This is a genomic window from Sphingomonas sp. GW821-FHT04B01, from assembly GCF_059420425.1.
Genome location: NZ_JBWKTR010000001.1, coordinates 625339 through 642029 on the forward strand (window position 1 = coordinate 625339; position 16691 = coordinate 642029).

The following is a 16691-nucleotide window of genomic DNA, read 5'->3' on the forward strand; positions in this document are numbered from 1 at the left end:
GTGAGCATCGTGATCCGCACCCTCTCCGAACGCGTATTCGAGATCGTCCGCGAACGGATCGTCACCGGCCAGCTGGCGACCGACACGCCGCTGCGGCAGGATGCTCGCCGCCGAACTGGGGGTGAGCAAGATCCCGCTGCGCGAGGCGTTGGGGCGGCTGCAACAGGAAGGGCTGCTGACCAGCCAGGCCAATCGCGGCTATATGGTGCGCGGGCTGTCCACCGATCAGGCGGAAGAGATCTATGCGCTACGCCTCGCGATCGAGCCCGCCGCCGCCGCTCATGCCGCCGCCTGCGCCGATCCGCCGGCGCGCGACGCCGCGGTGCAGGCGTTCGAGCGGCTCGACCGTGCCGCGGGCAGCAACCTCGCCGCGGTGGCGATCAGCAATCGCGAATTCCACGTCGCGCTGGTCCGCCCGGGCGGGCGGCTGCTGACCACGCAGCTCATCGAGCGGTTGTCGATCCTCGCCGAACGCTATGTCGTCGCGCATCTCGCCCCCGCCGGGCGCGAGACGCGCGCGCATCAGGAGCATCGCGCGCTGCTCGACGCCTTTCTCGCCCGCGACGGCGCGGCGCTGGAGACGTTGCTCGCCGGCCATATCGGCGCGACGCTCGCCGACCTGCGGGAGCAGTTCGCCGCCCGCTGACGGCATCATCATCACAACGGGGGGACACGATCATGTTGGGGCCGCGCAAATCGCTCGACGCCGTCTTGCGCCACGATGCCGGACAGGCGCTCGCCAAGACGCTGTCGTGGCCGCATCTGATCGCGCTGGGGGTGGGCGCGATCGTCGGCACCGGCATCTATACGCTGACCGGGGTGGGCGCCGAGCGCGCCGGACCGGCGGTGATCCTCGCCTTCGCGATCGCCGGCGCGGTCTGCGCCTGCGCCGCGCTCGCTTATGCCGAGCTGGCGACGATGATCCCGGCGGCGGGCAGCGCCTATACGTTCAGCTATGCCGCGCTCGGCGAGACGGTCGCCTGGGTGGTCGGCTGGAGCCTGATCCTCGAATATTCGCTCGCCTGTTCGACCGTCGCGGTCGGCTGGGCGGGCTATCTGGTCGGCTGGATCGAATCGGCGGGGGTGCACCTGCCGGCGCTGCTGCTCGCCGGGCCGCATGGCGGCGGGCTGATCAACCTGCCCGCGGTGCTCGTTACGCTCGGCGTGATGGGGCTGCTGCTGCTCGGCACGCGCGAAAGCGCGACGCTCAACATCGTCCTCGTCGTCGTCAAGCTGACCGCGCTGGCGATCTTCGTCGGCTTCGCGCTGCCGGCGTTCGACGCGGACAACCTCCATCCGTTCATGCCCTATGGCTTCGGCTCGGTGGAGAGCGGCGGGACCAAGCGCGGCGTGATGGCGGCGGCGGCGATCGTCTTCTTCGCCTTCTACGGCTTCGATGCGGTCGCCACCTCGGCGGAGGAGGCGAAGAACCCCGGTCGCGACCTGACCATCGGCATCGTCGGGTCGATGCTCGCATGCACGCTGATCTATATGGCGGTCGCGGTCGCCGCGGTCGGCGCGCTGCCGTTCACGCAGCTCGCGCATTCCGCCGAACCGCTCGCGCTGGTGCTGCGCTCGCTCGGTCGGCCGTTCGCGGGCCATCTGATCGCGCTCGCCGCGGTGATCGCGCTGCCCTCGGTGATCCTCGTCATGATGTACGGGCAGAGCCGCATCTTCTTCACCATGGCGCGCGACGGGCTCCTCCCGCGCAGCCTCGCGACGTTGAGCCCGCGCACCGGCGCGCCGGTGCGGATCACATTGCTGACCGGCGTGTCGATCGCGCTGGTCGCGGGGGTCTTCCGGCTCGACGAGATCGCCGAACTCGCCAATGCCGGGACGTTGCTCGCGTTCATCGCGGTGGCGGCGTGCATGATGGTACTGCGCCGAACCGCCCCGGAGGCGAAGCGGCTGTTCCGCTGTCCGGCGCCGTTCCTGGTCGGCACGCTCGCGGTGCTCGGCTGCCTCTATCTGCTGTGGAGCCTGCCGCAGGCGACGCTGCTGCGCTTCCTCGGCTGGAACGCGATCGGGCTGGTCGTCTATCTCGCCTACGGCCGTCGCCACGGGCTCGCCGCGCGGCGCTGACGGCACCGGCGGCGGTGTCGGGCGTTCGGACCGGTCGATGACCGAACCAACCTCCGTCGGCGCGCGGCGCCTGCCGCCGCTGCTCGCCGGGATCGCGCTGATCGCGGTCGGGCTCATGATCCTGCTGGTCGGCGCCTTCGCGACGAGCCGCTATCCCTTCGCCTTCGACCGCGCGATCATCGTCGGCGCGCGGGCATGGGGCGGGCCGGCGTGGCTGCCCAAGGTGGCGAGCGACATCACCGCGCTCGGCGGCGGGGTGGTGCTGACCGTGATCGTGGTGATCGTCGCCGGCTTCCTGCTGATCCAGCGGCTCTGGCTGACCGCGCTGGCGACGGTGCTCGCCAGCCTGACCGGTGGCTGGGTGGTCGATGCGGTCAAGGGCGTGGTGCTGCGCGCGCGGCCCGACCTCGTGCCGCATCTGGTCGACGCGAGCGGCTACAGCTTCCCGAGTGGCCATGCGACGTCGAGCGCCGTGGTCTATCTGACGCTCGCCTCGCTCGCCGGACAGGTGACCCCGGATCGGGCGGCGCGACGCTATCTGCTCGTGGTCGCGGTTCTGCTGGTCGGTGCGATCGGGTGCAGCCGCGTCTATCTTGGCGTCCATTGGCCGAGCGACGTCATCGCCGGCTGGAGCTTCGGCACGCTCTGGGCGCTGGGCTGGTGGACCGCCACCGCGCGGGCGCGGGCGGCGATCGGCGGTGAGCGCTAAGCGGGATCGACATTTGCCGTCTTCACGAATTCCTCCCCCGCCAGGGGGAGGTGGCGCGGCGAAGCCGTGACGGAGGGGGAGGACACGGAACAGAGGTGTCGCGTACCTCCCCCTCCGTCAGGCCTTCGGCCTGCCACCTCCCCCTGGCGGGGGAGGAATTGCTATAGTCACGAGCTGACTGTCGATCCGTTCTACATTGTGGCCGAATTGGGGCAACGTGGACAAGTTGGACACCTTAAAGGAAACGATCCAGCCCTATCGTTTCCATTTCTGCACCAATGAGAAAGAGCGCGACTTGGCGCTGCGTCGATAGCAAGTCCGTGTCGTGTAGGACAGCGGCCGGCATTTCCCCCGTCATATCAAGGCGAAATGCCGACCCCCGACCAATCAGCCGCGTTCGGCGAGCTTGCGCTCCCAGGCGAGCGCATCCTTGACGATCGTTTCGAGATCGTCGCGCTGCGGGCGCCACGGCAAAGCGGCGAGGATCGCGCCATTGTCGGCGACGAGCGCGGCGGGATCGCCGGCGCGGCGGCCCTCGTAGCGGCGCTGGATCGTCAGGTTGGTGACGCGATCGACCGCGTCGAGCACCTCGTTGACCGAGAAGCCGCGGTTGTAGCCGGCATTGAGCGTATGGCTCTTGGCGGGCTCGGCGATCAGCAGTTCGAGCGCCGAGACGTGCGCCGCAGCGAGGTCGCTGACATGGATATAGTCGCGCACGCCGGTGCCGTCGGGCGTGTCGAAGTCGGTGCCGAACACCGACACCGCCTCGCGCTTGCCGGTCGCCGCTTCCACGGCGATCTTGATGAGATGCGTCGCGCCGACCGTCGACTGGCCGGAGCGGCCCTGCGGATCGGCGCCGGCGACGTTGAAATAGCGCAGCGCGCAATAATTGATCGGATGCGCCGCGGCGACGTCGCGCAGCATCGCCTCGGTCATCAGCTTCGACATGCCGTACGGGTTGATCGGCACGGTCGGGTCGTTCTCCTGCACCGGCACCTTGATCGGGGTGCCGTAGGTCGCCGCGGTCGAGGAGAAGATGAAGTGCGGCACGCCCTCGACCACCGCGCTCTCCAGCAGCGCGCGCGTCGCGGCGGTGTTGTTGCGATAATATTTGAGCGGGTCGCTGACCGATTCGGGCACGACCACCGACCCGGCGAAATGCATGATGGCGCGGACGTGATGGTCGCGGATCGTCGCGCGGACGGCGGCGTCGTCCTCGATATTGGCCTGCACCAGCGTAGCGCGCGGATCGACCGCCCAGTCGAAGCCGGTGACGAGATTGTCGACGACGACGACGTCATAGCCCGCGTCGAGCAATGCGAGCACCGCATGGCTGCCGATATAGCCGGCGCCGCCGGTCACCATCACCTTACCCTGGAACGCCATCGTCTGATCTCCCGTCTTTCGCGCGCCCTACCGCGTTCCTACATCGGCGCAAAGGAGACTATTATGACCGATTATGTGACGCTGGCCGGCGGCTGCTTCTGGTGCACCGAGGCGGTGTTCAAGGATGTGATCGGAGTCGAGAGCGTCGAGAGCGGCTATATCGGCGGTTCGGTCCCCGATCCGACCTACAAGCAGGTCTGCGGCGGCGACACCGGCCATGCCGAGGCGATCCGCATCGGCTTCGATCCCGAGCAATTGCAGCTCGGCGACCTGCTCGACATCTTCTTCGCGACGCACGATCCGACGCAGCTCAACCGCCAGGGCAACGACGTCGGCACGCAATATCGTTCGGCGATGTTCCCGGCCGACGAGGCGCAGGAGGCCGAGATGCGGGCGGCGATCGAGCGGGCGCAGGCGGACTCGGCCAAGCCGATCGTCACCACGATCGAGCCGATGGCGACCTGGTATCCCGCCGAGGGCTACCATCAGGATTATTGGGAAACCTCGGGCCGTTCGAACCCGTATTGCATGGCGGTGATCCCGCCGAAGCTGCAGAAGCTGCGCAAGAGTTTCGCGGCGCGGTCCAAGGCGGTGACGGCGTAATCATTCCTCCCCGGTACGGGGAGGTGGCGCCGCGTAGCGGCGACGGAGGGGGGGCTTCCATGCGCGATGCGCCTGCGGTGCCCCCCTCCACCACCACGCTAGCACGTGGCGGTCCCCCTCCCCGTGCCGGGGAGGACTTAGACCTTTCGGGCCAGGGCCTTCTTCAATTTCGCATGTGCGGCGGCCTTGATCTGGCAGACGCGCGCCGCGCCGACGCCGATCACCTGGCCGATCTCCTCGAGGTTGAGTTCCTCGACGTAGAAGAGCTGGACCACCAGTGCCTCGCGTTCCGGCAAGGCGGTGATCGCGGCGATCAGCGTGTCGCGCAGGTCGCTTTCGGCGAGTTGCTCGAAGGCGTCGGGCGTGTCGTCGGCGAACCACGGCAGATCGTCGGCATAGACCTCGTCCATCGATTCGAACCGGACCGCATCGGCGGTCTCGTAATCGGCGCGCAGTTTCTCCACCGTCACTCCCAGTTCCTTCGCCAGCGCCGCCTCGTCGGGGGCGCGGCCGGTGCTTGCCGTCAGCGTTGCCACCGCGGCATGATATTGCCGCCGCCGCCGCATCGCGCCGCGCGTCGTCGTCGCCTGCCGCCGCAATTCGTCGATCATCGCGCCGCGCAGCCGGGTCTGCAGATAGGCGCGGAATTGCGCGCCCTGTTCGGCGGCCTGGCCGATCGCCTCGACCAAGGCGACGAGGCCGATCTGAACGAGATCCTCGACCTCGACGATCGAGCTCATCGAGCCGTGGACGTGCCACGCGATGCGGCGGACCAGCGGCAGATATTGCCGGATCATCGCCTCCTGATCGCCGCCCGGCCGGGTGACGCGCGAATAGGTGAGCGGTCCTTGCGGCACCAGCGTGGCGGGCGCGGGCGTGGCGGGCGCGGGCGTGGCGGGGGCGAACACCTGTTTCATCGGCTCCATGCTCATGCCGCCAGCGCCTGATGCTGCTGGCCGATCACCGCGACGACCTCGACCGCCTTTTCTTCCGGCACCTCGAAGAAGGAGAGCACCGGCGTGTCGGGCAGCACCGTCTTCACCAGCTTGCGGATCGCGAGGCGGATCGCCGGCTGGACGACGAGCGCGAACGGCTTGGCCTCGGCGATCAGCGGCTGCGCCGCCTCCTGCAAGGCATCGACGATGCGGCGGCCGAGATCGGGCTCGATGACGTGGCGGCGCGACTGGTCGGCGCGGGCGGCCTGGCCGAGCAGCCCTTCGAGCTGGCCGTCGAGCGTCATCACGCGCAGCGGCTCGCGCACGCCGCACAATTTCTGGATGATCAGCGGGCCGAGTTCGGGCCGGATCAGTTCGACGATTTCCTCGGCGTCGGCGCTGCGCGTGGCGGCGACCGCGATCGCCTGGGCGATGCGACGGAATTCCTTCAACGGAATGTTCTCCGCAAGCAGGCCCTTGAGGACCTGGGTGAGGGTGGTGAGCGGCAGTGGATTGGGGGTGAGCGAGGCGACCAGCTGCGCCGCGCGCTCCTTGAGCCCGTCGAGCAGCGACTGGACCTCGTCCGGGCCGAGCAGGTCGGTGGCGTTGGCGCCGAGCAGATGGTTGAGATGCGTCGCCATGACGGTGCCGGCATCGACGACGAGGAAGCCCGCGCCGGTCGCCGCATCGGCGTCGCCCGACGGGATCCACGTCGCGTCGAGGCCGAAGGTCGGATCCTTCGCCTTCTTGCCGCTGAGCGAGCCATAGGCCTGGCCGGTGTCGAGCGCGAGCATCTCGTCGGGCGACACCTGATCCTCGCCGAGCACGACGCCGTTGATCAGGATGCGATAGGTGTAGGGCGCGAGGTTGATGTCGTCGCGGACGCGGCATTGCGGCACGACGAAACCGAGTTCGCGCGAGAGCTGGCGGCGGACGCCGGTGATCCGGCCCATCAGCGGCGCACCGCGGCGCGGATCGACCAGCGGCACCAGGCCATAGCCGATGTCGAAATTGACCTGCATGCCGTCGGTGACCTCGTCCCAGCCGATCTTCGACGGGTCGGCGGGCTCCTCGGCGACCGCGGGGGTCGCCTCGACGAGCGGGCGGCGCTCGATCTGGCGCAGCTTCCATGCCGCGAAGCCTGCGATCCCCGCAGCCGTGAGGATGACGAGGTGCGGCATGCCGGGCAGCAGGCCGAGCAGGCCGAGGATCACCGCAACCGGGGTCCAGGTGCGCGGGGACCCGAACTGGCCGCCGATCTGGCCGGCGAGATCCTTGTCCGACGACACGCGGGTGACGATCGCGGCGGCGGCGATCGAGAGCATCAGCGACGGCAGCTGGGCGACGAGCGCGTCGCCGATCGCGAGCAAAATATAGCTTTTCGCCGCGGCGGCGATGGTCATGCCGTGGCTGACCGGGCCGAGGATCAGCCCGCCCACCACGTTGGCGGCGAGGATCAGCATCGCGGCGACCGCGTCGCCCTTCACGAACTTCGACGAACCGTCCATCGAGCCGTAGAAATCGGCCTCGGTCGCCACTTCGACGCGGCGCTTCTTGGCGTCGTCGGGGGTGATGAGGCCGGCGTTGAGATCGGCGTCGATCGCCATCTGCTTGCCGGGCAGCGCGTCGAGGGTGAAGCGTGCCGAGACTTCCGACACGCGGCCGGCGCCCTTGGTGACGACGATCAGGTTGATGATCATCAGGATCGCGAAGACGAAGATGCCGACGACATAGTCGCCGCCGATCAGGAAGGTGCCGAACGCCTCGATGACGTGGCCCGCCGCGCTCTCGCCCTCGTGGCCGTGGACCAGCACGATGCGGGTCGAGGCGACGTTGAGGCCGAGGCGGAACAGGGTGGCGAACAGCAGCACCGTCGGGAAGGACGAGAAGTCGAGCGGCTTCTGCGCGTTGAGCGACACCATCAGCACCGCGAGGCTGATCGCGATATTGGCGACGAAGAAGATGTCGAGCAGGAAGGCCGGGATCGGCACGACCATCACGACGACGAGCAGCAGGATGGCGAGCGGCAGCGCCGCGCCGCGGCCGGACGCAAGGAGCTTGTTCACCTCAGCGGCCCCCCATGCTGGCGAGCATCATATAGGCGAGCCTTGCGTTGTTCGGCGACGGGCGCAGCAGCGCGTTCGCCGAGGTCGGGTTGGTGTTGAGCCGGCCCCCCATCTGGCCCATCGCGCGCGACGCCCAGGCGAGCGCATCCTCGGCGCTTTCATTGCCGCCGGTGACGACGGTCGATCCGTCCATGTCGAGCGCCTGCGCGGCGAAGGCGAGATTGGCCTTGCGCGTTTCGGTCGTGCTGTCGCTCGCCGCGCCGAGCTTGTCGGCGAACCTCTGGTAGATCGCTTCGAGCGAGCGCGGCTGGCCGTTGCCGGCGTAGAAGATCGAGCGATTGGCGCCGGCGGCCTGCGGGAACAGCGACGCCGCCGAGGCGCCCGGATTGTTCTGCATCGCCGAGAGGAATTTCTTGGCACCGCCGAGGCCGAGGAAATGCGCCATATAGAGGTCGGTGCCGTTGGCGGAGCGGCCGAGCGTCCCCTCGAGCACGTCCTTGTTGTCGGAGGCATGTTCGGCCGCCATCAGCGAGGCGGCGGTGGGGTCGTTGCGCAGCGCGAGGATCGCCGAGCGGGTGGCGGGATCGCCGACGGTGAAATGGCCATGCGACTGGCCGATGCTGTCGGCGGCCCAGGCCATGCCGTGCTCCGCGCCATGTTTCTTGACGACCGCCAGCCAGCTCTGCTCGACGAACTGGTACAGGCCCGACGCCGACGAGGTGCCGGCGCGCGCATTGGCGTTGAGACCGCTTTCGATCTTGGCCTGACCGAGCAGATAGTCGAAGTCCACGCCCGTCTTGCTGCTCGCAAGCGCGATCGCGGACTGCACCCGGCCGGAGGTAATCGGATTGACGGTCATTGCGAAGAAAGCACACCCCAGTTGTTGCAGGGGTGATCAGCAAGGACCGTGCCAGTTCTGCCCGGATGCCCCCGTGAAGGGGCGATCGGGTCACGCGTAGGCCGACACCATCGTCGGGCGGAAGCCGTGGCCGGCATCGCCGGTCAGAAGTTGCAGGCGGCGGCGAACATTTGCCGCCATCAGATTGACGTAGATCCGGCAGGTCTCGTTCAGCCGGTTCGCCTCTTCGGCGAGCGCGCGCAGGTCGTCGCCGGCCGGGCCGGTGCCGAGCGCGGCGACCTGTTCGATGCCGGCGAGCTTTTCCTGCGTCGCCCGCTCGAGCGCGGTGACGTTGTTGGTCTTGAGCGCCTCGATCTCGGCATGCAGCGAGTCGATCACCTTGATGAGGGCATCACGCCGCGTCATGGCCATCCCAGTTCAGCCGGAGTGCGAGGAGCCGGTCGGCGATCGTCGCCGGCAGGATCGGGAACGAGCCGTTCTGGATCGCCTTCTTGATCTCGTCGACGCGGTCGCTGTCGATCGGCGGTTCGGCCGCCAGCGTTCTGGCGAGATTGGTCAATTGCGTCGCGGTGTTCGCCGCGGGGGCCTGTTGCGCCGCCTGTTGCAATGCGGGCTGCACCGCCGGCGCAGCCGCTGGGGCGGCGACGCGCGAAACGCTTCCACTTCCGTTCAGCGGCGTTGAGCCGATCGAGTCCACCATGTCCGCACCTATCTGTGTTGCCTGACATGAGGATAAACGGCCGACTGCACCCTGACTTTAGCAAAAAAGATTCGGCGGTCACGCGCGCCGGCTCATTCACCCCAGCCGGGCAGGGTGGCGCGGCCGCTTTCCAGCGCGATCGCCTGCACCGGACCCTTGGCATCGTCGACCTTCACCATGAAGCGGCCGCCCGGCGCGGCGTCGCCCATCGCGACGCCCTCGCGGCTGATCGAGAAGCCGTTCGACCCCGCCTCGATCACCACCGGGTCGCCGCGACGGATCACCGGTTCGGCCTTGGCGGCGACGGTCATCGGGCGGGCGGCACCGGCCGGTGCCACAGCGGCGGCAGGGCGGATCACCGGGACGAAGATACGCCAGTCCGGCCCCGAACAGGAGACGACGACGGCGTCGTGCGCCTCGGTCCGCCACGCCAGCGCGACGGTGGAACAGGGCGCGAGCCGCAGCCGGCTGTCGATCGCGGTCCGCGCGCCGCCCTCGGCGCCGATCGGGCGGCTGGTGAAGGCGGACACGGCGCGGTCGAGCCCGCCGATGTCCTGGAAGGCGACCGCGCCACCGGCGGCGAGAAGCAGGGGAAGGAAGATCATGGCTGATGGTCCGTGCTGGATTGTTCGCCGACGAAGGCGATCGTGACGATCGCGGCGCGGCGACCGGGATGGGGACTGGTGGTGACGGTGATCCGCGGGCCGACCGGGGCGAGCGCCGCGGCGAGGCTGCGCGCGCGATCGGCCGCGAGCAAGGTGGCGCTGCCGGTGGCGCGATCGACGTCGGCGGCGCTGCCGTCGGTCGATCCGGTCACGGTCAGCGCGACGCGCGGATCGCGCACCGCCTCGCGCGCCCAGGCGATCACCGTGGCAGGACTGTCCGGCAAGGTCGCGCTGCCGGGTGCGAAGTCGAGCAGGCCGGCGGCCATCACCGGCAGCGCCGCGGGCGCCGGCGCGCCGCCGAAGCTCTGGCGCAGCGCATCGGTGATCGCGCGCGGCTTTTCGCTCGCCTGGATCAGCACGAAGAAGCCGACCAGCAGCAATGCGAGGTCGGCGAGCGTCACCAGCCACAGCGGCTTGGCCGGCGGCGAGGGCGGGTAGAAGGCGTCGCCGGTCATGCGACGCTCTGCAGGGGATGGCGGGGCGTCTCGCGCAGCGCGAGCGCGAGCAGCGGCGCCTCGATCCGCGCGCGCTCGAACGCCTCGATCCGGCCGGCGGCGCGCAGGCGATGGCAGATCGGGGTGAGCACCAGATTGGCGAGCAGCGCACCGTAGAGCGTCGCGAGCAGTGCGATCGCCATCGCCCCGCCGATCGCCTTGGGGTCGGTCATGCTGGCGAACATGCTGGCGAGGCCGATCAGCGTGCCGACCATCCCCATCGCCGGCGCCGCCTCGGCGGCGGACGACCAGACTTCGGCGATCGCGACATGCCGCGCGATGCGCGCCTGGCGATGATAGCGCAGCAGCGCCTCGACCTCGCGCGGATTGCCGCCGTCGACGATCGCGGCGATCGCGGCGGCGACATCGGGGTCGGCGATCACCGAGCGATCGAGCGCGACGACACCGTGGCGCTTGGCGATCCGCGCCTGCGCGGCGACCTGGTCGAGCAGCGCATCGGCACGGAACGGCCGCCGCGCGAGCACGCGCAACGCCGACACCGCGCCGAGCGCGTCACGCAACGGCGCGCGCAACACCGCGGCAAGGACCGTCCCGCCGCCGACGATGGCGAGCGCGACGGGATCGAAGAGCTGGGCGATCAACATGCGCGTGCCGATGCAAGGGGCGGGCCAGTTTCTGGAGGGGCGGGTTGCCACCGATCGTTTTTCGGGGCGGCGGCGGTCCTTCTCCACTCGTCATCCCGGCGAAAGCCGGGACCCATGGCTGCGATCGGTTCATGGCGCGCGCCAACACCAGCGAACCGCGTCCATGGGTCCCGGCTTTCGCCGGGATGACGGGGGGGGGGGCGAAGGCTGACGACAAGGAGATGGGGTGGGGCAAACGGGTGCGATCCCCATGTGCCCGCGTCGAAAATGGTAAACCCCCGCAACACCATCCGCGCCGTCATCCGGCAGCCTTTGCCGCTCCCCGGCAATCCCCGGCAAGCGTTTGCCGGCCGCCTTGCCGTTCCCTCGTGGTCGCCTTGCCGTAGCTGAAAAAATCGCCTGCCACCGGTCGGAATCGAAAACTGGCACGGCGGTTGCTTAGGTCCGGGCAGCGCAATGGTGCGCCGGAGATTTGGGCCGATGGCCGCAGAGAGTTTGTTCGGAGTCCATGGTGCCGCCCTCGAAGTGCGCGGCCAGCGCATGGGCGTCCTGGCGTCGAACATCGCCAACGCCTCGACCCCCGGCTTCAAGGCTAAGGACATCGACTTCAAGTCGGCGCTCGCGTCGATGGAGCAGGACGGCAACGGCAGTCTCGACGCCGCGACCAAATATCGCGTGCCGCTGCAGACCTCGATGGACGGCAACACGGTCGAGCTCAACGAGGAGCAGACCGCCTTCGCCGAGAATGCCGTCCAGTATCAGACGACCCTGTCGTTCCTGAACGGGCGCATCGGCCAGATCACCCGCGCACTGAAGGGGGAATAAGCCGATGGCCGATCCGATGAACGTCTTCCAGGTCGCCGGTCGGGCGATGAGCGCGCAGCTCATCCGCATGAACACGACCGCGTCCAACCTCGCCAACGTCGGCGGCACGACGGGGTCGGCGGAGACCGCGTACAAGACGATGAAGCCGGTGTTCCGCACCAGCTTCGACGCCGCCAGCGGCCTCGCCACCGTCGACGTCGAGAAGATCGTCACCGCCGGGGAATCGCCGACCAAGGTCTACGATCCGAACAACCCGCTCGCGGACAAGGACGGCAATATCTACCAGGCCGCCGTCGACGAAAGCCGCGAGCTCGTCGACATGATGGAGACCGCGCGCTCCTACCAGAACAACGTCGAGGTGATGAACACTGCCAAGCAGCTCACCATCGATACCCTCAAGCTGGGACGCTAATCATGGTGACCACCGCCTCGACCACCCAGTCGACCTTCGATGCGACGCTCGACAAGCTCGGCATCAAGCGTTCGACGGCGAATACCGCGACGACCACCGCGACCGGCGCCTCGGCGACCCCGGGCACGACCAAGACGACGCTGGACCAGAACGACTTCCTGAAGCTGCTCACCACGCAGCTCAAGAACCAGGACCCGCTCAGCCCGATGGACAATACGCAGATGGTCGCCCAGATGGCGCAATTCTCGTCCGTCGCCGGCATCAGCGAGATGAACAAGACGCTCAGCGGCGTCGCCACCAAGCTCGGCTCGACCACCGCGTCGGATGCGATGAGCTATGTCGGCAAGACGGTGCTGACCGCCGGCTCGACGGCCTATCCGCGCGCCAGCGGCAGCCTCGACGGTGCGGTCGAGCTCGACGGCGATGCGACGCAGGTCAACGTCTCGATCTCCGACGCCAACGGCGGCACTTTGCGCAACCTGCAGCTCGGCGCGCAGAAGCAGGGCACCGCGACCTTCGACTGGGATGGCAAGGACGGCGCCGGCAACAGCGTCGGTTCGGGCCCCTTCACGATCACCGCCTTCGCCACTGCCGGCGACAAGACGGTCACCAGCCGCACGCTCGTCTGGGCGCCGGTCGAATCGGTGTCGCTGCCGTCCAGCGGCGCCCCCAAGCTCAAGGTCCTCGGGGTCGGCGACGTCGATCCCTCGGACGTCCGTTCCGCCACCTGATTCTCATCCGCCGACCTACCGCTTCCAAGGAGTAACCCGATGTCCTTCTACACCTCGCTTTCCGGCCTCCAGGCGTCGCAGACCGACATGGCGACGATCAGCCACAATCTCGCCAACGTCTCGACCACCGGCTTCAAGAAGAGCCGCACCGAATTCGCCGACATCATCGCGTCGAGCACCTCGACCGATCCGCGCAAGATGGTCGGTTCGGGCGTCGTGGTGAAGGGCAACACGCAGCAGTTCAAGGAGGGCAACCTCACCACCACGTCGAACGCGCTCGACCTGGCGATGGTCGGCGAGGGCTTCTTCACGATGCGTTCGACCGGCACCAGCGATTCGACCACCTACACCCGCAACGGTGCCTTCTCGGTCGATTCGAACAACAACGTCGTCGACGCGCAGGGCAGCTACCTGATGGTCTATCCGGTCGACAGCGACGGCAACGTCACCGCCACCGGTGAGAAGGGCCTGACCACGCTGCAGATCCAGCAGACCAGCGGCACCCCCAAGGGGACCAGCAAGGTCGCCACAGCGGTGCAGATGTCGTCAACCTCGACCGTCAAGGGCGGCGGTGCCGGCTACAAGTTCGATCGTACCGATACGACGAGCTACAACAATTCGGTCGCCACGCGCATCTACGACGCGAACGGCAATCCGATGACGATGACCAGCTATTACGTCCGCACCGCTGCCGGCACCGCCGGGCCGCCGGCGACCACCGGTAGCTGGGACGTCTATACCTTCATCGGCGACCAGGCGATGACCACCGGCACCGGTGCGGCCAAGTCGGACAAGGTCACGCTGACCTTCGACGACAAGGGCGCGCTCGCCACCGGCACGACGATGCCGCTCAACTTCAACACCTTCACGCCGACCTCGGGCGCCGCGGCGCAGACCGTGTCGCTCGACCTGACCAACTCGACGCAGCTGTCCTCGGCGTTCGCGGTCAACGCCAAGACGCAGGACGGCATCGCGGTCGGCCAGCTCGCCGGCGTGACGGTGACCGACGCCGGCCTGATCCAGGCGAGCTTCTCGAACGGCGACATCAAGCCGCTCGGCAAGGTCGCGCTCGCCAAATTCTCGACGCCGACCGGCCTGCGCCAGATCGGCAACAGCTATTGGGCGGCGACCGGCGTGTCGGGTGCGGCGACTTTGGGCTCGGCGAGCGCCGACGGCTTCGGCTCGCTGATGAGCGGCACGATCGAGGGATCGAACGTCGACATCACCGAGGAGCTGGTCAATCTGATCGCGGCGCAGCGCAACTTCCAGGCGAACTCGAAGGCGCTCGATACCGCCAACCAGGTCTCGCAGACCATCATCCAGATCCGCAACTAAGCGACGCGGCGCGGAGGCCTTAAATGGACAAATTGGTCTATACGGCGGCGACGGGGCTGCGTGCGCACATGCAGGCGCAGGCGGCGATCGCCAACAATATGGCGAATGCGTCCACCACCGGCTTCCGCGCCGATCGCGTCGTCTTCGACCGGATCGAACTGAAGGGCGGCGGCGCGCAGCTCGAGGCGCGCATGCCGACCAGCGAAGAGGTGACCGACGCCGATCGCGCGCCCGGCGCGATCCAGGCGACCGGCCGCGCGCTCGACGTCGCGATCAGCGGCAACAGCGACTGGCTGGCGGTGCAGGCGGGCGACGGCAGCGAGGCCTATACCCGCCGCGGCGATCTCGAGATCGCGCCCTCGGGCGTCCTCCAGACCGGCGACGGCTTCATCGTCCAGGGGCAGGCGGGGCCGATCACCGTGCCGCCGCACGACAGCCTGACGATCGCCGCCGACGGCACGATCAGCATCGTGCCGCAGGGCGGCGACGCGAAGAACCCGCAGGTGCTCGACCGGCTCAAGCTGGTCGACACCAAGGGAACGGCGACGCTGAAGGGGCTCGACAACCTGCTCCGCGTCAAGGGCGGCGGCACTCTGCCCGCCAATCTCGACGCCAAGGTGCAGGGCGGCGCGCTCGAAGGCTCCAACGTCAACATGACGCAGGCGCTGGTCGACATGATCGAGAACCAGCGCAGTTACGAGGTTCAGGCCAACCTCATGAAGTCGGCCAAGGATATGGACGAGAGCAGCACCTCCGTGATGCGCCTCCCGAGTTAAGGAACAGACACGATGTCCTCCTCCGCCATGCACATCGCGCGTACCGGGCTCGACACCCAGGATACGCGCATGCGGGTCATCTCGAACAACCTCGCCAACGTCAACACGACGGGGTTCAAGAAGGATCGCGCCGCCTTCGAGACGCTCGCCTATCAGACGATCACCGCGCCCGGCGCGGCGTCGACCGCCGAGACCAAATATGCGACCGGCCTCAACCTCGGCACCGGCGTGCGCGTGCAGGGCACCGCGCGGATCGATACGCAGGGCTCGCTGACGCAGACCGGCAACAGCTTCGACATGGCGCTCGACGGCGACGGCTATTTCCAGGTCCAGCTGCCCGGCGGCAACCTCGGCTACACGCGCGCCGGCAATTTCAACCGGTCGCCCGAGGGCCTGCTGGTCACCTCGGAAGGCTATCAGGTGATGCCCGGCATCACCGTGCCGGCCAATGCCACCTCGGTCTCGATCGGCACCGACGGCACCGTCACCGCACAGGTGCCGGGCCAGAACGAGGGCACCAACATCGGCCAGATCCAGGTCGCGAGCTTCCCCAACGCCACGGGGCTGCAATCGACCGGCGACAATTACCTCAAGGAGACCGCCTCGTCGGGCGCCGCCAACCTCGGCATCGCCGGCCAGGACGGGCGCGGCAACATCCGCCAGGGCAGCCTCGAAGCCTCGAACGTCAACGTCGTCGAGGAACTCGTCGACATGATCGAGACGCAGCGCGCCTATGAGGTCAATTCGAAGATGATCTCGTCGTCCGACGAAATGCTCAAATATGTGAACCAGAACCTGTGATGCCCGCCGCACCGCAACATCGCCGTCCGGCCGCCTTCGCCGCCGCGGGGCTGCTCGCGCTCGCCGCGTTCGCACCCGGCACGGCCGATGCCAGCATCCTCGGCAAGAAGAAGCCGGCGGAGGATTTCACTGTCGTCCGTGCGCCCGTCGCGCCGGCGCCGGCACCGGCCAACGGGTCGATCTTCCAGGCGAGCGATGGTTATGCCGCGCTGTACGAGGGCTGGCGCGCGCGCCGGGTCGGCGATCCGCTGACGATCATCCTCGTCGAGCGCACCGCCGCATCGAAGTCCTCGGGTTCCAAGCTCGATTCGAAGGGGTCGGGCAGCATCACGCCGCCGACGACCGGACCGCTCAAGCTGTTCAATTCGACCGACGTCACCGCCAGCGGCAGCCGCGGTTTCGACGGGCAGGGGCAGGCCGATCAGGCGAACTCGCTGTCGGGCGAGGTCTCGGTGACCGTTGCCGAAGTCTATCCCAACGGCACGATGCTGGTGCAGGGGCAGAAGCGCGTCACCCTCAACCGCGGCGACGAATTCCTCCAGATCAAGGGCATCGTCCGCACCGCCGATATCGGCGCCGACAATCGCATCCTGTCGACCCGCGTCGCCGACGCGCAGATCGCCTATACCGGCAAGGGCGACGTCGCCCGTGCCGGCCGGCAGGGCTGGCTCAGCCGCTTCTTCTCCGTCGTCAGCCCGTTTTGAGCG

Annotated in this window: 20 protein-coding genes; 11 read left to right on the top strand and 9 right to left on the bottom strand. The window is 68.4% G+C overall.

Features of this window, described 5'->3' with window-relative positions; all coding sequences use genetic code 11:
- Positions 1 to 100 precede the first annotated feature (100 nt).
- The 3 genes from AC07UH_RS02975 to AC07UH_RS02985 are packed head-to-tail and all read left to right on the top strand — an operon-like array spanning position 101 to position 2791.
- Positions 101 to 646: a GntR family transcriptional regulator gene (locus tag AC07UH_RS02975; protein ID WP_495179385.1), complete on the top strand. Its 546-nt coding sequence runs from the start codon at positions 101 to 103 to the stop codon at positions 644 to 646.
- Between the two features lie 32 nt (positions 647 to 678).
- Positions 679 to 2082, top strand: a complete 1404-nt coding sequence (locus tag AC07UH_RS02980) for an amino acid permease (protein WP_495179384.1) — start codon at positions 679 to 681, stop codon at positions 2080 to 2082.
- A 37-nt stretch (positions 2083 to 2119) separates the two neighbouring features.
- Positions 2120 to 2791, top strand: coding sequence for a phosphatase PAP2 family protein (locus AC07UH_RS02985; RefSeq protein ID WP_495179383.1), 672 nt, complete (start codon positions 2120 to 2122; stop codon positions 2789 to 2791).
- 387 nt (positions 2792 to 3178) lie between these two features.
- On the opposite strand, the gene galE is transcribed toward AC07UH_RS02985, so the two are convergent.
- Positions 3179 to 4177: a UDP-glucose 4-epimerase GalE gene (gene galE / locus AC07UH_RS02990; RefSeq protein WP_137897517.1), complete on the bottom strand. Its 999-nt coding sequence runs from the start codon at positions 4175 to 4177 to the stop codon at positions 3179 to 3181.
- A gap of 63 nt (positions 4178 to 4240) precedes the next feature.
- On the opposite strand from galE, the gene msrA reads away from it, so the two are divergent.
- Positions 4241 to 4780 (top strand): peptide-methionine (S)-S-oxide reductase MsrA, encoded by a 540-nt coding sequence (gene msrA, locus AC07UH_RS02995; RefSeq protein WP_038663719.1) that lies wholly within the window; start codon positions 4241 to 4243, stop codon positions 4778 to 4780.
- A gap of 137 nt (positions 4781 to 4917) precedes the next feature.
- Here msrA and AC07UH_RS03000 read toward each other — a convergent pair whose 3' ends face one another.
- From AC07UH_RS03000 to AC07UH_RS03035, 8 genes are all read right to left on the bottom strand, one after another.
- Positions 4918 to 5712, bottom strand: a complete 795-nt coding sequence (locus tag AC07UH_RS03000) for a sigma-70 family RNA polymerase sigma factor (protein WP_495179382.1) — start codon at positions 5710 to 5712, stop codon at positions 4918 to 4920.
- Entirely contained in the window at positions 5709 to 7781 is a 2073-nt protein-coding gene (gene flhA / locus AC07UH_RS03005; protein WP_137897514.1) for a flagellar biosynthesis protein FlhA, read from the bottom strand. Before flhA ends, AC07UH_RS03000 begins: the two co-directional genes overlap by 4 nt.
- A gap of 1 nt (position 7782) precedes the next feature.
- Positions 7783 to 8640 (bottom strand): flagellar protein FlgJ, encoded by an 858-nt coding sequence (locus AC07UH_RS03010; protein ID WP_038663710.1) that lies wholly within the window; start codon positions 8638 to 8640, stop codon positions 7783 to 7785.
- A 90-nt stretch (positions 8641 to 8730) separates the two neighbouring features.
- A complete protein-coding gene (locus tag AC07UH_RS03015) occupies positions 8731 to 9045 on the bottom strand; it encodes a flagellar protein FlgN (protein ID WP_171009346.1) in 315 nt (104 codons plus the stop codon).
- The gene (flgM, locus tag AC07UH_RS03020) at positions 9032 to 9340 is read right to left on the bottom strand and encodes a flagellar biosynthesis anti-sigma factor FlgM (RefSeq protein ID WP_038667299.1); all 309 of its coding nucleotides are present in this window, start codon (positions 9338 to 9340) and stop codon (positions 9032 to 9034) included. Before flgM ends, AC07UH_RS03015 begins: the two co-directional genes overlap by 14 nt.
- A 92-nt stretch (positions 9341 to 9432) precedes the next feature.
- Entirely contained in the window at positions 9433 to 9945 is a 513-nt protein-coding gene (locus AC07UH_RS03025) for a flagella basal body P-ring formation protein FlgA (RefSeq protein WP_495179381.1), read from the bottom strand.
- On the bottom strand, positions 9942 to 10460 hold the full coding sequence (locus tag AC07UH_RS03030; RefSeq protein ID WP_495179380.1) for a flagellar motor protein MotB: 519 nt from the start codon (positions 10458 to 10460) through the stop codon (positions 9942 to 9944). The genes AC07UH_RS03025 and AC07UH_RS03030 overlap by 4 nt, the downstream gene beginning before the upstream one ends.
- Positions 10457 to 11104, bottom strand: a complete 648-nt coding sequence (locus AC07UH_RS03035; protein ID WP_038663701.1) for a motility protein A — start codon at positions 11102 to 11104, stop codon at positions 10457 to 10459. Before AC07UH_RS03035 ends, AC07UH_RS03030 begins: the two co-directional genes overlap by 4 nt.
- Positions 11105 to 11584: 480 nt before the next feature.
- On the opposite strand from AC07UH_RS03035, the gene AC07UH_RS03040 reads away from it, so the two are divergent.
- Genes AC07UH_RS03040 through AC07UH_RS03070 form a run of 7 tightly spaced genes read left to right on the top strand, consistent with a single transcriptional unit; the run spans position 11585 to position 16688 of the window.
- Positions 11585 to 11929, top strand: a complete 345-nt coding sequence (locus tag AC07UH_RS03040) for a flagellar basal body rod protein FlgB (RefSeq protein WP_038663697.1) — start codon at positions 11585 to 11587, stop codon at positions 11927 to 11929.
- A 4-nt stretch (positions 11930 to 11933) separates the two neighbouring features.
- The gene (gene flgC / locus AC07UH_RS03045) at positions 11934 to 12341 is read left to right on the top strand and encodes a flagellar basal body rod protein FlgC (RefSeq protein WP_038663694.1); all 408 of its coding nucleotides are present in this window, start codon (positions 11934 to 11936) and stop codon (positions 12339 to 12341) included.
- Positions 12342 to 12343: 2 nt separating this feature from the next.
- Positions 12344 to 13072: a flagellar hook assembly protein FlgD gene (locus AC07UH_RS03050; RefSeq protein WP_038663692.1), complete on the top strand. Its 729-nt coding sequence runs from the start codon at positions 12344 to 12346 to the stop codon at positions 13070 to 13072.
- A gap of 39 nt (positions 13073 to 13111) precedes the next feature.
- The gene (locus tag AC07UH_RS03055; RefSeq protein WP_038663689.1) at positions 13112 to 14407 is read left to right on the top strand and encodes a flagellar hook protein FlgE; all 1296 of its coding nucleotides are present in this window, start codon (positions 13112 to 13114) and stop codon (positions 14405 to 14407) included.
- 23 nt (positions 14408 to 14430) lie between these two features.
- Positions 14431 to 15183 carry a flagellar basal body rod protein FlgF gene (locus AC07UH_RS03060; protein WP_038663686.1) on the top strand — a complete coding sequence of 251 codons (753 nt, stop codon included), beginning with the start codon at positions 14431 to 14433 and terminating at the stop codon, positions 15181 to 15183.
- Between the two features lie 12 nt (positions 15184 to 15195).
- Positions 15196 to 15984 (top strand): flagellar basal-body rod protein FlgG, encoded by a 789-nt coding sequence (flgG, locus tag AC07UH_RS03065; RefSeq protein ID WP_495179379.1) that lies wholly within the window; start codon positions 15196 to 15198, stop codon positions 15982 to 15984.
- Entirely contained in the window at positions 15984 to 16688 is a 705-nt protein-coding gene (locus AC07UH_RS03070) for a flagellar basal body L-ring protein FlgH (protein ID WP_495179378.1), read from the top strand. The genes flgG and AC07UH_RS03070 overlap by 1 nt, the downstream gene beginning before the upstream one ends.
- The last annotated feature ends 3 nt before the right edge of the window (positions 16689 to 16691 follow it).

Bases quoted from the DNA above. Each gene is read 5' to 3' on its own strand.
- AC07UH_RS03040 (WP_038663697.1), top strand. From the start codon at position 11,585: ATGGCCGCAGAGAGTTTGTTCGGAGTCCATGGTGCCGCCCTCGAAGTG.
- AC07UH_RS02985 (WP_495179383.1), top strand. From the start codon at position 2,120: ATGACCGAACCAACCTCCGTCGGCGCGCGGCGCCTGCCGCCGCTGCTC.
- flgG (WP_495179379.1), top strand. From the start codon at position 15,196: ATGTCCTCCTCCGCCATGCACATCGCGCGTACCGGGCTCGACACCCAG.
- AC07UH_RS03050 (WP_038663692.1), top strand. From the start codon at position 12,344: ATGGTGACCACCGCCTCGACCACCCAGTCGACCTTCGATGCGACGCTC.
- flgC (WP_038663694.1), top strand. From the start codon at position 11,934: ATGGCCGATCCGATGAACGTCTTCCAGGTCGCCGGTCGGGCGATGAGC.
- galE (WP_137897517.1), bottom strand. From the start codon at position 4,177: ATGGCGTTCCAGGGTAAGGTGATGGTGACCGGCGGCGCCGGCTATATC.
- AC07UH_RS03010 (WP_038663710.1), bottom strand. From the start codon at position 8,640: ATGACCGTCAATCCGATTACCTCCGGCCGGGTGCAGTCCGCGATCGCG.
- AC07UH_RS03070 (WP_495179378.1), top strand. From the start codon at position 15,984: ATGCCCGCCGCACCGCAACATCGCCGTCCGGCCGCCTTCGCCGCCGCG.
- AC07UH_RS03055 (WP_038663689.1), top strand. From the start codon at position 13,112: ATGTCCTTCTACACCTCGCTTTCCGGCCTCCAGGCGTCGCAGACCGAC.
- AC07UH_RS03030 (WP_495179380.1), bottom strand. From the start codon at position 10,460: ATGACCGGCGACGCCTTCTACCCGCCCTCGCCGCCGGCCAAGCCGCTG.
- AC07UH_RS03060 (WP_038663686.1), top strand. From the start codon at position 14,431: ATGGACAAATTGGTCTATACGGCGGCGACGGGGCTGCGTGCGCACATG.
- AC07UH_RS03035 (WP_038663701.1), bottom strand. From the start codon at position 11,104: ATGTTGATCGCCCAGCTCTTCGATCCCGTCGCGCTCGCCATCGTCGGC.
- flgM (WP_038667299.1), bottom strand. From the start codon at position 9,340: ATGGTGGACTCGATCGGCTCAACGCCGCTGAACGGAAGTGGAAGCGTT.
- AC07UH_RS03025 (WP_495179381.1), bottom strand. From the start codon at position 9,945: ATGATCTTCCTTCCCCTGCTTCTCGCCGCCGGTGGCGCGGTCGCCTTC.
- AC07UH_RS03000 (WP_495179382.1), bottom strand. From the start codon at position 5,712: ATGAGCATGGAGCCGATGAAACAGGTGTTCGCCCCCGCCACGCCCGCG.
- AC07UH_RS02975 (WP_495179385.1), top strand. From the start codon at position 101: ATGCTCGCCGCCGAACTGGGGGTGAGCAAGATCCCGCTGCGCGAGGCG.
- AC07UH_RS02980 (WP_495179384.1), top strand. From the start codon at position 679: ATGTTGGGGCCGCGCAAATCGCTCGACGCCGTCTTGCGCCACGATGCC.
- msrA (WP_038663719.1), top strand. From the start codon at position 4,241: ATGACCGATTATGTGACGCTGGCCGGCGGCTGCTTCTGGTGCACCGAG.
- AC07UH_RS03015 (WP_171009346.1), bottom strand. From the start codon at position 9,045: ATGACGCGGCGTGATGCCCTCATCAAGGTGATCGACTCGCTGCATGCC.